The following is a 15,870-nucleotide window of genomic DNA, read 5'->3' on the forward strand; positions in this document are numbered from 1 at the left end:
ACCGGTGTGAGTGCATGAGGGCGCTCCGTCGGGCCTGTCATGCGGGAACTGCCGACCTGCGGCAGGCGACGATCCTGCTTACGGAGCGGGGCAGTACTCCGCGACGTGTGCCACGCCGTCGATGACCGGGCAGGGATCGAAGGTGAAGATCACGAGGGTGCCGAGCACCACGATGACCACCGTGGAGGTGTACAGGACTCCCTTGAGCCACATGCGCGTGCTGTTCTTCTCGGCGTAGTCGTTGATGATCACGCGGATGCCGTTTGTGCCGTGCAGCATGGCCAGCCACAGCATGGTGAGGTCCCAGATCTGCCACACCGGGTCCGCCCACTTACCCGCGACGAAACCGAAGTCGATCCCACTGATGCCGTCGCCGGCCACCAGGTTCACGTAGAGGTGCACGAAGATCAGGACCACGAGGATGGCGCCGGAGAGCCGCATGAACAGCCAGGCGATCATCTCGAAGTTGCCGCGCGATCCGGTGGAGCGTGAGTAGCCCGGGGTCACTCGACCCGAGCGCGGGCTCTCGATGGTTGGGGTAGCCATGGCGTTCTAACCTCCGAAGACGTGCGAGAGATGGCGGATCGAGAAGGCGATCATGACGACAGCCCAGAGACCGACGACGCTCCACAGCATCTGACGGTGGTACCTGGGCCCCTTTTTCCAGAAGTCGACGAGGATGACGCGGATCCCGTTGAAGGCGTGGAACACGATGGCTGCCACGAGACCGAGTTCACCCAGGCCCATGATGGGGTTCTTGTAGGACGCGATGACGGCGTCGTAGGCCTCGGGGGACACGCGGACCAACGAGGTGTCCAGGACGTGTACGAGGAGGAAGAAGAAAATCACGACCCCGGTGATGCGATGCGCAACCCAGGACCATTGACCTTCGCGGCCGCGGTAGAGGGTGCCCGCTGGAACCAGCGATTTAGTCAGTGTCTTCGGCATTGAAATTACCTCCCTGCATCGCGAGGGCGTTCGCGCGTGATGCGCAGGGGTGACGCCGGTGCGACAGCACTCTTCTAGTAAGAATAATGTAGGGCGGTGACACTCCCCGTTCAATTTAGGGGTCCCTCACCTGTGACCTTGTTAACACGTGCGCGCGGCAGAAGGTTCCGTCGCCGCCCTCGTGCTCGCCGCCTGGGTGCGGGACCGGGAGCGCGGTGATCCTCCGAGGCGGCGGAGGGCGATACCGTGACGTCGTCCGTTACCGTGGAACGGATGAGTACCGAGCGGGCGGCTGCCCACACCCCTGACCCTCTGCCCGACGCACCGGCGGACACCGAGACGGATCCCACGGCGGACGCCACCGCGCACGCCGCGAGCGACCCGGTGATGGCCCGCTTCCACGGCGTGATCCCCGCCGGAGGCACCGGGACACGGCTCTGGCCCCTCTCGCGGGCGGCCGCTCCGAAGTTCCTCCACGACCTCACCGGTTCCGGCAGCACCCTGATCCGGGCGACCTACGACCGGCTCCGCCCCCTGTGCGACGGCCGCACCATGGTGGTCACGGGGATCGTGCACCGTCGGGCGGTCCTCGCGCAGCTGCCCGAGATCGAGGACATGAACCTGGTCCTCGAATCGGAGCCGAAGGATTCCGGCGCCGCGATCGGCCTGGCCGCCGCCATCCTGCACCAGCGGGACCCGAGCATCATCATGGGCTCCTTCGCCGCGGACCAGGTCATCGCACCCGTGGAGGTCTTCCAGGCCGCCGTCCGCGAGGCCATCCACACCGCCGCCCGGGGATACATCGTCACGATCGGCATCAAGCCGACCCACGCCTCCACCGGCTTCGGGTACATCCGCGCCGGCGAGTCCCTCGCGTCCGAGGGTGCGCCCAGCGCCCGCGCCGTCATCGAGTTCGTGGAGAAGCCGTCGCAGGAGGTGGCCGACGGGTACATCGAGAGCGGCAACTACTCCTGGAACGCCGGCATGTTCGTGGCGCCCGTGGATCTCATGCTCAAGCACCTGTCCGCCAACGAGCCCGAGCTCTACGCGGGCCTCATGGAGATCGCCGGCGCCTGGGACACCCCCCGGCGGGTCGAGGTGGCCCGCCGCGTCTGGCCGCACCTCCCGAAGATCGCCATCGACTACGCCGTCGCCGAGCCCGCGGCCGCCGCGGGCGACGTCGCGATGATCCCGGGCGAGTTCAACTGGGACGACGTCGGTGACTTCGCGGCCATCGGCCGCCTGAACCCGGCCGAGGAGAACAGCGAGCTGACGGTCATGGGGGAGGGGGCCCGGGTCTTCTCCGAGAACGCCTCGGGCATCGTCGTCTCGGACACCAAGCGGGTCATCGCGCTCATCGGGATCGAGAACGTCGTCATCGTGGACACGCCGGACGCCCTGCTCGTGACCACGAAGGAGCACGCGCAGGAGGTCAAGACCGCGGTCGAGCGCCTGCGGGCGAGTGGGGACACGGACGTCCTCTGAGGCGGACGGGCAGCGCTGCTGCGATCGGTAGGCTTGAGAAGTGGACACGCCCAGCCAACAGACACCCCTGCCGACACGCGTGGGCGCCGAGCTCGATCCTCTCCTCGACGAGCTGACGGAGGTCCGACGCGACATCCATTGCCATCCGGAGCTGTCCTACAAGGAGCACCGCACCACGGCGCTGATCGTCGAGCGGCTCCGCCGTGCGGGGCTCGAGCCGCAGGTGCTCGAGGGCACGGGTGCCTTCGTGGACATCGGGGACGGGCCCTTGCGCATCGGCCTGCGCGCGGACATCGACGCCCTGCCGATCGTCGAGGAGACGGGTCTGCCGTTCTCCTCCTCGACCGCCGGCGTGACGCACGCCTGCGGTCATGACATCCACGCCACCGTGATGCTCGGCGTGGCACTCGTCATCGCCCGACTCCACGCGGCGGACCCCCTGCCCGGCACCGTGCGCATCATCTTCCAGCCCGCCGAGGAGATGATGCCCGGCGGGGCGATCGACGTCATCGCCCAGGGCGTGCTCGAGGGCGTGCCGCGCATCCTCGCGCTGCACTGCGATCCCCGCATCGACGTCGGTCTGGTTGGCACGCGCATCGGGGCGATCACCTCCGCCTCCGACACCATCCGCGTGGAGCTGACCGGCCGGGGAGGGCACACCTCGCGGCCGCATCTCACCGAGGACCTCGTGTTCGCGCTCGCGTCGATCGCCGTGAACGTCCCGGCCGTCCTCTCCCGCCGTATCGACGTCCGGAGCGCGGTCTCCGTGGTCTGGGGTCAGATCCACGCAGGGTCGGCGCCGAATGCGATCCCCGCTCACGGCTTCATGTCCGGGACGCTGCGCTGCCTCGACGGGGAGGCCTGGGAGTCCGCGGGCGAACTCCTCGACAGCGTGGTCCGGCAGGTCGCGGCGCCGTTCGGCGTCGACGTCAAGCTCGAGCACATCCGCGGTGTGCCTCCGGTGGTCAACCAGGAGGCGGAGACGGGGCTGCTGGAAGCCGCCGCACGCGCCGAGCTCGGCCGCGGCGCCGTCGTCCTGACCCCGCAGTCCATGGGCGGGGAGGACTTCGCCTGGATGACGCAGGAGGTGCCCGGAGCCATGATGCGGCTCGGCACACGGACGCCGGGCGGGGAGACCTTCGATCTCCACCGCGGCGACTACCTGCCGGACGAGCGCGCCATCGGGTGTGGCATCAGGGTCATGGCGGCGGCCGCCCTGCAGGCCGTGTACGACGGCGGCGCCTGAGCAGTGCGCGAGTCGCGGCACCGCTGGGCGGGGCGGCGTGAACGCCCGGATAACGAAACCTGAACGATTCCCCCGGGCCTGCGGAACCTCGTAGTGTCGTCCGTCACGTGAGCCCTTAGGATGTTCGCATACGCGCTGCACCGATGGTGCGGCGGCGCCGCGGTCACTCAGCGAAAACACGGCTTCCCTGTCCCTGTTCTCGGTCGACGGGTGGTCGTCCCCGTGGCGCATCTTTCTCCTGGAGGCATTTTGAAGAACTCACTGCGCAAGATCACGCGCGGCACAGGCCTGTCCGCCGCCGTGCTCGGCGTCTCCGCCCTCGTGCTGTCCGGCTGCGGCGCCCCGCCCCCTGCGGACGCCCCGGCTGCCGACGGCGCTAGTGGCGCCGCAACCACCGACTACCTCGGCTGCATCGTGTCCGACGCCGGAGGCTTCGACGACCGCTCGTTCAACCAGTCGAGCTACGAGGGCCTGCAAGCTGCGCAGACCGACCTCGGCATCGAGATCAACCAGGCCGAGTCCCAGAGCGAGACCGACTTCGGCCCGAACGTCGACAGCATGGTCCAGGGCGGCTGCAACCTCGTGGTCACCGTGGGCTTCCTGCTCGCGGACACCACGAAGGCGGCCGCGGAGGCGAACGCCGAGACGAACTTCGCGATCGTCGACGACAACTCGATCGATCTGCCCAACGTCAAGCCGATCATCTACGACACGGCGCAGGCAGCGTTCCTCGCCGGCTACGCCGCCGCGGCAACGACCGAGACAGGCAAGGTGGCCACGTACGGCGGCATCAACATCCCCACGGTCACCATCTTCATGGACGGTTTCGCCGACGGCGTCGCGTACTACAACGAGGAGACGGGCGAGAACGTCGAACTGCTCGGCTGGGACAAGGAGAGCCAGAACGGTACGTTCATCGGTAACTTCGACGACCAGGCGGCCGGAGCCACCAACACGCAGAACTTCCTCAATGAGGGTGCCGACATCATCATGCCGGTCGCCGGACCCGTGGGACTCGGCACACTCGATGCGATCATCGAGGCCAACGGTGCCGGCGCCAACGCGAAGGCGGTGTGGGTCGACTCGGACGGCTACGAGACGGCTGGGAAGGGCGAGGAGTTCATCCTGACCTCGGTCATGAAGCTCATGGGCGACGCCGTCGAGGACGTCATTACCACGGACGTCGAGGGTGAGTTCGACAACACCCCGTACGTGGGCACTCTGGAGAACGGCGGGGTGGCCCTCGCGCCGTTCCACGACCAGGAGGCCAACGTACCGGCGGACCTGCAGACCACGCTCGACGAACTCACGGAGCAGATCATCGCGGGCGACATCACCGTCGAGTCGGCGGCAAGCCCCCAGTAGTTCCACGCAGTGCACGCCGCTCTCCTCCCGCGGAGCAACGCCGGGGGGAGGGCGGTTTGCGTTTGTACCGGGTGAGCGCATCGCCACGGCAACCGGTATCCTTCACGGGGCCTCCTCGCAGGTTCCCACCGGACGTCCCAGCGGACGTCAACGACACAGAACAGGCTGTTGAGTGAAACTCGAACTGGTCGGCATCACGAAGCGCTTCGGCTCGCTCGTCGCCAACGATCACATCGACCTCGTGGTCGAACCCGGTCAGGTCCACAGCCTGCTCGGCGAGAACGGAGCCGGCAAGTCCACGCTGATGAACGTGCTCTACGGGTTGTACGACCCCACCGAGGGCGAGATCCGCGTGAACGACCGGCCGGTGACCTTCAAGGGGCCCGGCGACGCGATGGCCGCGGGCATCGGGATGGTGCACCAGCACTTCATGCTCGTCCCGGTCTTCACCGTGGCCGAGAACGTGGCGCTCGGCAACGAGGCCACGTCCGCCGGCGGAATGCTCAATCTCCAGGAGACGCGCACACGCATCCGGCAGATCTCCGACCAGTACGGGTTCGACGTCGACCCCGACGCGGTCGTCGAGGACCTCCCCGTGGGCGTGCAGCAGCGCGTGGAGATCATCAAGGCACTCGTCCGCGACGCCGAGGTACTGATCCTCGACGAGCCGACCGCCGTGCTCACGCCGAAGGAGACCGACGAGCTGCTCGGCATCATGGCGCAGCTGAAGGCCGACGGCACCTCGATCGTCTTCATCTCGCACAAGCTGCGCGAGGTGAAGGCCGTCTCGGACGTCATCACCGTGATCCGTCGCGGGAAGGTGGTCGGCACGGCGGACCCGAGCGCGTCGACCACGGAGCTCGCCTCCCTCATGGTCGGCCGGTCGGTGAGCCTCACGCTCGACAAGAAGCCGGCGACCCCCGGCGAGGCCACGTTCAGGGTCCGCGACCTCACGGTGCAGGCCCCGAACGGTCAGCGGGTGGTGGACGGCCTGAGCTTCGACGTCGCCGAGGGCGAGATCCTCGCGATCGCCGGTGTCCAGGGCAACGGCCAGACCGAGCTCACCGAAGCCATCATGGGGCTGCAGGACCATGTCACAGGGTCCATCACCCTGGGTGGCGAGGAGCTCGTGGGGCGCCGGGTGAAGGACATCATCCATGCCGGCGTCGGGTTCGTGCCCGAGGACCGCAGCGTGGAGGGTCTCGTGGGCACGTTCACGGTCGCCGAGAACCTCATCCTCAACCGCTACGACACCGCGCCCTTCGCGCGCGGACTCTCGATGTCGCCGTCGGCCATCGGGAAAAACGCCGATGAGAAGATCGCGGAGTACGACGTACGGACGCAGTCGTCGTCCGCTGCCGCGGGTACGCTCTCGGGCGGCAACCAGCAGAAGGTCGTCATGGCCCGCGAGTTCTCGCGGCCCCTCAAGCTGTTCATCGCGTCCCAGCCCACCCGCGGCGTGGACGTGGGATCCATCGAATTCCTGCACCGCCGCATCGTCGCCGAACGCGACGGCGGCACGCCCGTGATCATCGTGTCCACCGAGCTCGACGAGGTGCTCGAACTCGCCGACCGAATCGCGGTGCTCTACCGCGGACGCCTCATGGGCATCGTGCCCGGGACGGTGTCCCGCGATGTGCTCGGCCTCATGATGGCCGGGATGCACGCCGACGAGGCGTTGCCGCAGGCCCACGACGTTCAAGGAGGAGACCTGTGAGTGCGCAGGACGGAAAGCCGGGCGTTCCCGGGTCGGACGGCGACGCCGGAGCGTCGCTGACGCGACGTGAGGCGAAGGAGGCCGCGCGGCAGGACGAGGTACGCCTCGACATCGCCGTCGAGACCGCCGGGGGAGACGTGCCCCCGCCCGCCGTGCCGGCCACGTCGGCCGCTCTCGGAGCCGGCGCCCCGAGCGCCGCCGGGATCCTCCAGCGCATCATGACGGGGAACGCGCTCGTCGCGTTCCTCTCCGTGGTGCTCGCCCTGATCCTCGGCGGCCTGCTCATCGCGGTGACCGACGAGAACGTGGCGGCGGCGTCGTCGTACTTCTTCAGCCGCCCCCAGGACACCCTCCTGGCGGCGTGGACCGCTGCGTCGAGCGCCTACCTCGCTCTGTTCCAGGGATCGGTGTTCAACGCCGAGGGCGAGACGTTCAGCCGCATGATCTACCCGCTCACGCAGACCCTCACCGTGGCGACCCCGCTCATCTGCGCGGGCCTCGGCGTGGCTCTGGCCTTCCGGGCGGGCCTCTTCAACATCGGCGCCCAGGGTCAGATCCTCATCGGTGCCACCTTCGCCGGCTGGATCGGCTTCACGCTGGACCTCCCCGTGGGCGTCCACCTCCTGCTCGTGATCATCGCCGGCATGGTGGGCGGAGCCGTCTGGGCCGGTCTCGTGGGTCTCCTCAAGGCACGCACCGGCGCCAACGAGGTCATCCTCACGATCATGTTCAACTACATCGCCACGAACCTGGTGCTGTACTTCCTCAGCACCCCCTCGTTCCAGCGCCCCGGTTCGACCAACCCCATCAGCCCCCAGCTCGAGGGGTCCGCGGTCTACCCGCTGCTGCTCGGTCCGGACTTCCGCCTGCACTGGGGCTTCGTGGTCGCCGTGCTCGCGACGGTCTTCGTCTGGTGGCTCCTCAACCGCTCGACGGTCGGCTTCGAACTGCGCGCGGTCGGCGCCAATGCCAGCGCGGCCCGCACGGCGGGCGTGAGCGTCAGCAAGGGCTACATCCTCGCGATGTCCATCGCCGGTGCCCTCGCGGGCCTCGCAGGAGTGGCGCAGGTCGCGGGCACCGAGAAGGTGCTGACCTCCGGCGTCGCGGCGAGCTTCGGATTCGATGCCATCACCGTCGCCCTGCTCGGGCGCTCGTCGCCCTGGGGAACGTTCGCGGCGGGGGTGCTCTTCGGGGCGTTCCGTGCCGGCGGCGTGACCATGCAGGCGCAGACCGGGACGAGCATCGACATCGTCCTCGTGGTGCAGTCGCTGATCGTCCTCTTCATCGCCGCACCGCCGCTGGTGCGCGCGCTGTTCCGCCTGCCGACGCCCGGTGCGCTGAGCTCCGGCAAGGGCAGCACCCCCGCACGCACGCCAGCCTCGACCGGAGCAGCAGCATGAGCACCAGTACAGCAACCGCCCGGACCACGGACGCACCCGAGCCCACGCCCGCGACCGCGACGGTGCGGAACTGGAAGAACCCGGTGATCCTCTCCGTGGTGGCCCTCGTCTCGCTCCTGGTCTTCGCCCTCGGGGCTCCGGACAACGACGTCACCTTCCGGTTGTCGGAGGAAGCCGACCGCTTCGTCCTGCCGTCGATCGTCGTCTCCGCGCCCATCATCGGCTGGGTCATGTCACTCGCCATGGTCGCGCTGGCCGTCGTCGCCGTCCTTCGGACCCGCGCGGCCCGGGTGGTGCCCGTGTGGGTGCCGGCGGTGTTCGCCTTCCTGTTCGTCGTGGCCTTCCTGACCTGGGTGGTCGGGAGCGCGGGCACGCCGAACATCGCCCTCTACGGGTTGCTCGCCGGATCGGTGAGCCTCGCCGTCCCCCTGATCTTCGGGTCACTGTCGGGTGTCCTCTGTGAGCGGTCCGGTGTCGTCAACATCGCGATCGAGGGGCAGCTGCTCTTCGGGGCCTTCGCGGCGGCCGTCGCGGCCTCGCTCTCGGGCAGCGCGTTCGTCGGGCTCCTCGCGGCGGCCCTCGCCGGAACCCTCGTCTCCCTGGTCCTCGCGGTGTTCAGCATCCGCTACGTCGTCAACCAGGTGATCGTCGGCGTCGTGCTCAACGTCCTCGTCTCGGGCCTCACCGGTTTCCTCTTCTCGACGGTGCTCACCGCCGATCCCGAGCGCTGGAACACCCCTCCGCGGTTGCCCGTGGTCGAGATCCCGCTCCTCGCTGACATCCCCGTGATCGGGCCCATCCTCTTCGCGCAGACCATCGTCGGCTACCTCATGTACGTGGCCGTCGCCGTGATCTACGTGGCTCTCTACCACTCGCGGTGGGGCCTGCGCACGCGAGCCGTGGGGGAGCACCCGAAGGCAGCGGACACGCTCGGCGTCAACGTCAACCGGATGCGCTTCACGAACGTCCTGCTCGCCGGAGTGGTCGCAGGCATCGGCGGTTCCTTCTTCACCCTCGTGGCCGTCTCCGGTTTCGGCCGGGACATGACCGCCGGTCAGGGCTACATCGCGTTGGCGGCCCTGATCTTCGGTCGCTGGAACCCCATCGGCGCCTTCTTCGCGGCCCTGCTGTTCGGCTTCGCCACGAACCTGTCCAACGTCCTGAGCGTGGCCGGTACTGCGGTGCCGGACCAGTTCCTGCGCATGCTCCCCTACGTGGTCACCGTGTTCGCCGTCGCCGGCCTCGTCGGCCGCTCGCGCGCGCCCGGAGCCAGCGGCATCCCGTACATCAAGGGCTAGGAGACCCGCATGACCGAGACCGATCTGCCCTGGGACGAGCTCGCCGCCACCGCGCGCGAGGCCATGACCAGGGCGTACGTTCCCTATTCGAAGTACCCGGTCGGGGCCGCGGCACTGCTCGACGACGGCCGCATCATCTCGGGCTGCAACGTCGAGAACGCCTCCTACGGGCTGACGCTGTGCGCCGAGTGCGCCCTGGTCAGCGCCCTCGCGATGAGCGGGGGCGGACGCATCCGCGCTTTCAGCTGTGTGGACGGCGAGGGCAACACACTGATGCCCTGCGGCCGCTGCCGCCAGCTCCTGTACGAGTTCCGGGCGCCCGACATGGTGCTCATGACCGTCAGCGGCATCCGCACCATGGACGAGGTCCTGCCGGACGCCTTCGGGCCCCAGCACCTCGCCTGAAGCGCCCTGCATCGCCCGCGCGTCCGTCCGCAGGACGCGCCGTGCCCCTGAGCGTCTCCGCCGAGCCGCCCTCCACACCACTTCCCGAGGACACACAATGACCGAAGCCTTCGACGCCGTCGACATCATCCGCATCAAGCGCGACCGCGGCACCCTCACGCCCGAGCAGATCGACTGGACGATCGACGCCTACACGCGCGGGGCCATCGCGGACGAGCAGATGGCCGCCCTCAACATGGCGATCCTGCTCAACGGCATGGACCGCGCCGAGATCTCCCGGTGGACGGCCGCCATGATCGCCTCGGGCGAGCGCATGGACTTCTCCTCGCTCGGCCGCCCCACCAGCGACAAGCACTCCACGGGCGGCGTGGGTGACAAAATCACCCTGCCCCTGGCCCCGCTCGTCGCCGTGTTCGGCGTCGCCGTGCCCCAGCTCTCCGGCCGCGGCCTCGGCCACACCGGTGGCACGCTGGACAAGCTCGAGTCCATCCCCGGTTGGCGGGCGCACCTCAGCAACGAGGACATGCTGCGGCAGCTCGCCGAGGTGGGCGCCGTCATCTGTGCGGCCGGCACCGGCCTCGCGCCCGCCGACAAGAAGCTCTACGCCCTGCGTGACGTCACCGGGACCGTCGAGGCCATCCCGCTCATCGCGTCCTCGATCATGAGCAAGAAGATCGCCGAGGGTACCGGCTCGCTGGTGCTCGACGTGAAGGTGGGCAGCGGCGCGTTCATGAAGGACGTCGACCAGGCCCGTGAGCTCGCCGAGACCATGGTGGCCCTGGGGAAGGACGCCGGCGTCACCACCGTCGCGCTCCTCACCGACATGGGTACCCCGCTCGGCCTGACGGCCGGCAACGCCATCGAGGTCGAGGAGTCGGTCGAGGTCCTCGCCGGCGGAGGGCCGTCCGACGTCGTCGAGCTCACCGTCCGCCTCGCGGAGGAGATGCTCGCCTGTGCGGGCGTGCACGACGCCGACCCCGCGGCCGCGCTGAGGGACGGCCGGGCCATGGACGTCTGGAACCGGATGATCGAGGCCCAGGGTGGCGACCCGCGGGCCACCCTCCCCGTCGCGAAGGAGTCCGAGGTGATTCTCGCCCCGGCCGACGGCGTGCTCGTGGGCCTCGACGCGCTCGCCGTCGGCGTTGCCGCGTGGCGGCTCGGTGCGGGCCGTGCGCGCAAGGAGGACCAGGTGCAGGCGGGCGCCGGCGTCCGCCTGCACGCCAAGCCCGGAGCGTACGTGCGGGCCGGGGAGCCGCTGATGACGCTGCTCACCGACACCCCGGACAGGTTCAACCGCGCCCGGGCGGCTCTCGCCGACGCCGTCGTGATCGCCCCGGAGGGTTCACGGCCTGCCCGGCAGCTCATCATCGACCGCATCGCCTGACACCGCGGGGGCGGTCCTGGTCCCACGGCGCGACCCCGCGGTCACCGCCACTGAAGGCTCCGACCATGGGGGATCCCCCTAGGGGTTGGGGCGGCCCGTCTCATTCCCAGGGGTGACACCGGCCGCCTCGGATGTCGGCCGGAAGGGCGACGACGTGGCCGGGGGCCCGCCGGTAGCGTCGAAGGCAGGCGCACGGCAGCGCGGCGCGGCTCGACCCGAGTGGCGCCGCCCGGCGCCGGTTCCCGTCCCCAAGCTCCTGCGGCTCCAGCAGCCGGAGAGCGGTCGGCGGGGCGGACGAGCGGCAGGAGCCCCCGATGGACACCATCACCAGTGCACTCGACGGCATCAGCGCCTTCGTCCTCGCGGCGGCCGAACAGCCCTGGGTGTACCTGCTGGTCCTCATCTGCTGCGTGGTGGACGGATTCTTCCCGCCCTTCCCCAGCGAGTCGGTCGTCGTCGGCCTCGCGTCCCTGATCATCACGCAGGGCGTACCCAACCCCTGGTTGCTGATCGTCGTCGCCGCCCTCGGTGCCTTCCTCGGCGACAACATCGCCTACGTGATCGGCCGGAGCATCGGGACCACGCGCTTCCGGTGGATGCGGCGGCCACGCATGCAGCGGTCGGTCCGCTGGGCGGGCCAGGAGCTCTCGAAGCGCGCCGCCTCGCTGATCCTCGTGGCCCGGTTCGTCCCGATCGGGCGCGTGGCCGTCAATCTGACCGCGGGGGCCACCGGCTACTCACAGCGTCGGTTCGTGGCCCTGACGGCGCTCTCCGGAGTCGTGTGGGCGGCCTACTCGGTGGGGATCGGAGCCCTCGCGGGTACCTGGTTCGAGAACAACCACCTCCTCGGGGTCGTTGTGGCCGTCGTCATCGCCGTCTCCCTCGGGGTCGTGGTGGACCGCGTGATCGCGTGGCTCCGGGGGCCCACGCCGACGCCGGGGGCGGATCACCGCGACGTCGCAAAGGATGACCCAGCCACTGAGCCGGTCCTCGTTCCCGGCTCCTCGCAGTCGGCAGCGACCCGGCTCGGCGCTCCGCAAGTCGCCCCTGCCGACGGTGCATGACCGGCCCGGCCCCACAGGCATCGCGTAGTCTTTCCTGCGTGAACCAGACACCCTCAGACTCAGCGATCGACATCCGGACCCTGCCGAAGATCTCCCTCCACGACCACCTGGACGGCGGGCTGCGGCCGGCCACGATCCTCGAGCTGGCGGCGGAGATCGGCCACTCCCTGCCCGCCACGGACGCCGAGTCCCTCGGTGCCTGGTTCCGGGAGTCCGCCGACTCGGGATCGCTCGAGCGGTACCTTCAGACCTTCGACCAGACGATCGCTGTCATGCAGACGCGCGAGGGCCTCATCAGGGTGGCCCGCGAGTTCGTCGAGGACCTCGCGGCCGACGGCGTCATCTACGCCGAGGTGCGGTGGGCGCCGGAACAGCATCTCCAGAACGGCCTGACACTCGACGAGGCCGTCGAGGCCGTGCAGGAGGGGCTCGAGGCGGGCGCGGCGGCGGCGATCGCGGCCGGGTCCGTCATCCAGGTGGGTCAGCTGATCACCGCGATGCGCCACGCGGACCGTGGCCAGGAGATCGCGGAGCTCGCCGTGCGGCATCGCGAGCGCGGCGCCGTGGGCTTCGACATCGCCGGTGCGGAGAACGGCTTCCTGCCCTCCCGCTTCGCGGATGCGTTCACCTACCTCGCCTCCGAGCAGTTCCCGGTCACGATCCACGCGGGTGAGGCCGCGGGCCTCGACAGCATCGCGGACGCGCTCGTCGCCGGACGCGCACTGCGCCTCGGTCACGGCGTCAGGATCGCCGAGGACATCGAGATCGAGGAGTCCTCCGACGAGGAGCCGGCGGACGGACAGGAGGTCGGGATCGCGAACCTGGGCCGCATCGCCTCGTGGGTGCGCGACCGCGGGATCCCGCTGGAGCTGTGCCCGTCGTCGAACCTGCAGACCGGTGCCATCGCGGCCTTCGGCACCACGATCGACGCGCACCCCTTCGACCTGCTGTACCAGCTGGGGTTCAAGGTCACGGTCAACACCGACAACCGATTGATGAGCGGCGTGACCCTCACGGGTGAGTTCGAGCTGCTCGTCGAGACGTTCGGGTACGATCTCGGCGACCTGCTGGAGCTGACGCTCAACGCGGTGGACGCCTCGTTCCTGCCCCTCGAGGATCGCGAGGCGCTCGCGGAGCACATCGCGCAGAGCTTCGACGCCGCAGCCGCGCACGCCTCGGCCTGACCGACCCGGTGGATCCCGTGAGGACCACCGGTGGTCCCGTCGGCGTCCCCGCCGGACCACCGGTGGACCGCCTCGTCGAGGTGGTCGACCTCCTGAGGCGCCATTGCCCCTGGACCGCGGCACTGGACCACGCCTCCCTGCTCCACTATCTCGTCGAGGAGACGTACGAGCTGTACGAGGCCGTGGACGACGTCTCGCGGTCCGCGGCACCGGATGCGGCACTGCTCGGTGACCTGCGGGACGAGCTCGGCGACCTCCTGTTCCAGGTGGTGCTCCATGCGCAGCTGCAGTCCGAGCAGGGCACCTTCGCGCTCGCCGATGTCGCCGAGGCCCTCACGGCGAAGCTCGTGCGGCGCAACCCGCACGTCTTCTCATCGGACGGCGCACTGCGGCAGGACCTCGCGGCAGGAGGGTCGTCGTCGACCACCGAGGAGATCGTCGCCGCGTGGCGCGCCGTCAAGCAGCGGGAGAAGCCCTCGCGGACGTCCCCCTTCGACGGCATACCGCCGCACCTGCCCGCGCTGGCCTTCGCCGCCAAGACCCTGGACCGTGTAGCCGAGCTGCCGCGCGGTACCTCTCCGGGCGGTAGCCCCGCCGACGGCTCGACGCACGGAGCCGCCGGTGTGGCGGCCGGCGAGCCCCTCGACGAGACGTCGGCCCGGCCTGCCGGCGAGCCCGTCCCCGAGCCGGTCGACGAGGAGGCGCAGGTCGGCGCGGAGCTGCTCTCGCTGACCCGGAGGGCCGTCTCAGCGGGAATCGATCCGGAGCGCGCGCTGCGCAGGGCCGTTCTCGACCTGCAGAGACGCGTCTCCGCAGGCGGGTAGCGCCAGCCCAATGACGGCGTCGGAAGAGTGGTTGGAACAGTGGTCGGAAGCGTGGCGGAAGAGTGGTGGAAGCGCTCCGGCGTCTCGATCCACCGGACGCTCGCCCGCCCCGTGAACTAGGCTGGAACCACCACCTCCGTTGCTCTCGACAAAGACGTCCCAACACGATGTGAACACCCGCACTCCAACGAAGAGGAGCAAATCCATGGCCATCATCGATGCCATCCACGCGAGGGAAATCCTCGATTCCCGCGGCAACCCCACCGTCGAGGTCGAGGTCCTGCTCGACGACGACACCTTCGGCCGGGCGGCCGTTCCCTCCGGCGCGTCCACTGGCGCGTTCGAGGCGAACGAGCGGCGGGACGGCGAGAAGGGACGCTACCTCGGCAAGGGCGTGCTGCAGGCCGTCGAAGCCGTCATCGAGCAGATCCAGCCCGCGCTCCTCGGCTTCGACGCCGCCGACCAGCGCGCCATCGACCAGGCGATGCTCGACCTCGACGGATCCGAGAACAAGTCGAACCTCGGTGCGAACGCCATGCTCGGCGTCTCCCTGGCCATAGCCCGCGCCGCCGCCGAGTCCTCGGCGCTGCCGCTCTACCGCTACCTCGGCGGACCGAACGCGCACGTGCTCCCCGTCCCGCTGATGAACATCCTCAACGGTGGCTCCCACGCCGACTCCGACGTCGACATCCAGGAGTTCATGATCGTGCCGCTCGGCGCGCAGACCTACTCCGAGGGCCTCCGCTGGGGCGTCGAGGTGTACCACGAGCTCAAGTCCGTGCTGAAGGAGAAGGGCCTCGCGACGGGCCTCGGCGACGAGGGCGGCTTCGCCCCGAACCTGCCGTCCAACCGCGACGCACTCGACCTCATCCTCGTCGCCATCGAGCGCGCCGGTTACACGGCGGGCCAGGACATCGCGCTGGCGCTCGACGTCGCCGCCTCCGAGTTCTTCGAGAACGGCACCTACCAGTTCGAGGGCAAGTCCCTCAGCACCGAGGAGATGAGTGCCTACTACGTGGAGCTCGTCCGGGACTACCCTCTCGTCTCGATCGAGGATCCCCTCGACGAGGAGGACTGGGACGGGTGGAAGCAGCTCACCGCGGCGATCGGCGACAAGGTGCAGATCGTCGGTGACGACCTCTTCGTCACCAACCCCACGCGCCTGTCCCGCGGCATCGAGAGCAGCACCGCCAACTCCCTGCTCGTGAAGGTCAACCAGATCGGCACGCTGACGGAGACGCTCGACGCCATCTCGATGGCTCAGCGGGCCGGCTACACGACGATCACCTCGCACCGCTCCGGCGAGACCGAGGACACCACCATCGCGGACATCTGCGTGGCCACCAACGCCGGTCAGATCAAGACCGGAGCGCCCGCGCGCAGCGAGCGCGTGGCGAAGTACAACCAGCTGCTGCGCATCGAGGAGGAGCTCGACGACGCCGCCCGGTACGCCGGTAGGAGCGCGTTCCCGCGTTTCACGGCCTAGTTCACCGGCGGGGGATCGGGTGGGCGGCTACCCTCGATAGGACGGGTCCGCGACCGTTCGACCG

The 15,870-nt window shown here is 69.4% G+C and carries 14 protein-coding genes; 12 read left to right on the forward strand and 2 right to left on the reverse strand.

The genetic code is table 11. The features are described from left to right. Positions 1–78 precede the first annotated feature (78 nt). Complete coding sequence (locus tag AC4D16_RS10535; protein ID WP_490950279.1) at positions 79–546, reverse strand: succinate dehydrogenase hydrophobic membrane anchor subunit; 468 nt, start codon at positions 544–546, stop codon at positions 79–81. Positions 547–552: 6 nt separating this feature from the next. Beyond that, positions 553–948, reverse strand: a complete 396-nt coding sequence (sdhC, locus tag AC4D16_RS10540; RefSeq protein ID WP_490950278.1) for a succinate dehydrogenase, cytochrome b556 subunit — start codon at positions 946–948, stop codon at positions 553–555. A gap of 387 nt (positions 949–1,335) precedes the next feature. On the opposite strand from sdhC, the gene AC4D16_RS10545 reads away from it, so the two are divergent. From AC4D16_RS10545 to eno, 12 genes are all read left to right on the forward strand, one after another. Then, positions 1,336–2,433 (forward strand): mannose-1-phosphate guanylyltransferase, encoded by a 1,098-nt coding sequence (locus tag AC4D16_RS10545; protein ID WP_490950650.1) that lies wholly within the window; start codon positions 1,336–1,338, stop codon positions 2,431–2,433. Positions 2,434–2,473: 40 nt separating this feature from the next. Next, on the forward strand, positions 2,474–3,679 hold the full coding sequence (locus AC4D16_RS10550) for an amidohydrolase (RefSeq protein WP_490950277.1): 1,206 nt from the start codon (positions 2,474–2,476) through the stop codon (positions 3,677–3,679). A 249-nt stretch (positions 3,680–3,928) separates the two neighbouring features. Beyond that, positions 3,929–5,044: a BMP family lipoprotein gene (locus AC4D16_RS10555; RefSeq protein ID WP_490950276.1), complete on the forward strand. Its 1,116-nt coding sequence runs from the start codon at positions 3,929–3,931 to the stop codon at positions 5,042–5,044. Between the two features lie 172 nt (positions 5,045–5,216). Continuing rightward, positions 5,217–6,761, forward strand: a complete 1,545-nt coding sequence (locus AC4D16_RS10560; protein ID WP_490954961.1) for an ABC transporter ATP-binding protein — start codon at positions 5,217–5,219, stop codon at positions 6,759–6,761. Beyond that, positions 6,758–8,161, forward strand: a complete 1,404-nt coding sequence (locus AC4D16_RS10565) for an ABC transporter permease (RefSeq protein WP_490950274.1) — start codon at positions 6,758–6,760, stop codon at positions 8,159–8,161. The genes AC4D16_RS10560 and AC4D16_RS10565 overlap by 4 nt, the downstream gene beginning before the upstream one ends. Next, positions 8,158–9,459 carry an ABC transporter permease gene (locus AC4D16_RS10570; protein WP_490950273.1) on the forward strand — a complete coding sequence of 434 codons (1,302 nt, stop codon included), beginning with the start codon at positions 8,158–8,160 and terminating at the stop codon, positions 9,457–9,459. The genes AC4D16_RS10565 and AC4D16_RS10570 overlap by 4 nt, the downstream gene beginning before the upstream one ends. Positions 9,460–9,468: 9 nt before the next feature. Then, positions 9,469–9,864 (forward strand): cytidine deaminase, encoded by a 396-nt coding sequence (locus AC4D16_RS10575; RefSeq protein ID WP_490950272.1) that lies wholly within the window; start codon positions 9,469–9,471, stop codon positions 9,862–9,864. Between the two features lie 97 nt (positions 9,865–9,961). After that, positions 9,962–11,248, forward strand: a complete 1,287-nt coding sequence (locus AC4D16_RS10580) for a thymidine phosphorylase (RefSeq protein WP_490954962.1) — start codon at positions 9,962–9,964, stop codon at positions 11,246–11,248. A 314-nt stretch (positions 11,249–11,562) separates the two neighbouring features. Further along, complete coding sequence (locus tag AC4D16_RS10585) at positions 11,563–12,312, forward strand: DedA family protein (protein ID WP_490954963.1); 750 nt, start codon at positions 11,563–11,565, stop codon at positions 12,310–12,312. Positions 12,313–12,350: 38 nt separating this feature from the next. Further along, positions 12,351–13,496: an adenosine deaminase gene (locus AC4D16_RS10590; RefSeq protein ID WP_490950269.1), complete on the forward strand. Its 1,146-nt coding sequence runs from the start codon at positions 12,351–12,353 to the stop codon at positions 13,494–13,496. A gap of 17 nt (positions 13,497–13,513) precedes the next feature. Beyond that, positions 13,514–14,320, forward strand: coding sequence for a MazG nucleotide pyrophosphohydrolase domain-containing protein (locus AC4D16_RS10595; protein ID WP_490954964.1), 807 nt, complete (start codon positions 13,514–13,516; stop codon positions 14,318–14,320). 205 nt (positions 14,321–14,525) lie between these two features. Further along, positions 14,526–15,806, forward strand: coding sequence for a phosphopyruvate hydratase (gene eno / locus AC4D16_RS10600; protein WP_490954965.1), 1,281 nt, complete (start codon positions 14,526–14,528; stop codon positions 15,804–15,806). Positions 15,807–15,870: the final 64 nt, after the last annotated feature.

Source organism: Arthrobacter sp. TJ-236, assembly GCF_058269235.1.

Coding starts and splice junctions, on each gene's coding strand:
- sdhC (WP_490950278.1), bottom strand. CDS start 948: ATGCCGAAGACACTGACTAAATCGCTGGTTCCAGCGGGCACCCTCTAC.
- AC4D16_RS10535 (WP_490950279.1), bottom strand. CDS start 546: ATGGCTACCCCAACCATCGAGAGCCCGCGCTCGGGTCGAGTGACCCCG.
- AC4D16_RS10575 (WP_490950272.1), top strand. CDS start 9,469: ATGACCGAGACCGATCTGCCCTGGGACGAGCTCGCCGCCACCGCGCGC.
- AC4D16_RS10570 (WP_490950273.1), top strand. CDS start 8,158: ATGAGCACCAGTACAGCAACCGCCCGGACCACGGACGCACCCGAGCCC.
- AC4D16_RS10585 (WP_490954963.1), top strand. CDS start 11,563: ATGGACACCATCACCAGTGCACTCGACGGCATCAGCGCCTTCGTCCTC.
- AC4D16_RS10580 (WP_490954962.1), top strand. CDS start 9,962: ATGACCGAAGCCTTCGACGCCGTCGACATCATCCGCATCAAGCGCGAC.
- AC4D16_RS10545 (WP_490950650.1), top strand. CDS start 1,336: ATGGCCCGCTTCCACGGCGTGATCCCCGCCGGAGGCACCGGGACACGG.
- eno (WP_490954965.1), top strand. CDS start 14,526: ATGGCCATCATCGATGCCATCCACGCGAGGGAAATCCTCGATTCCCGC.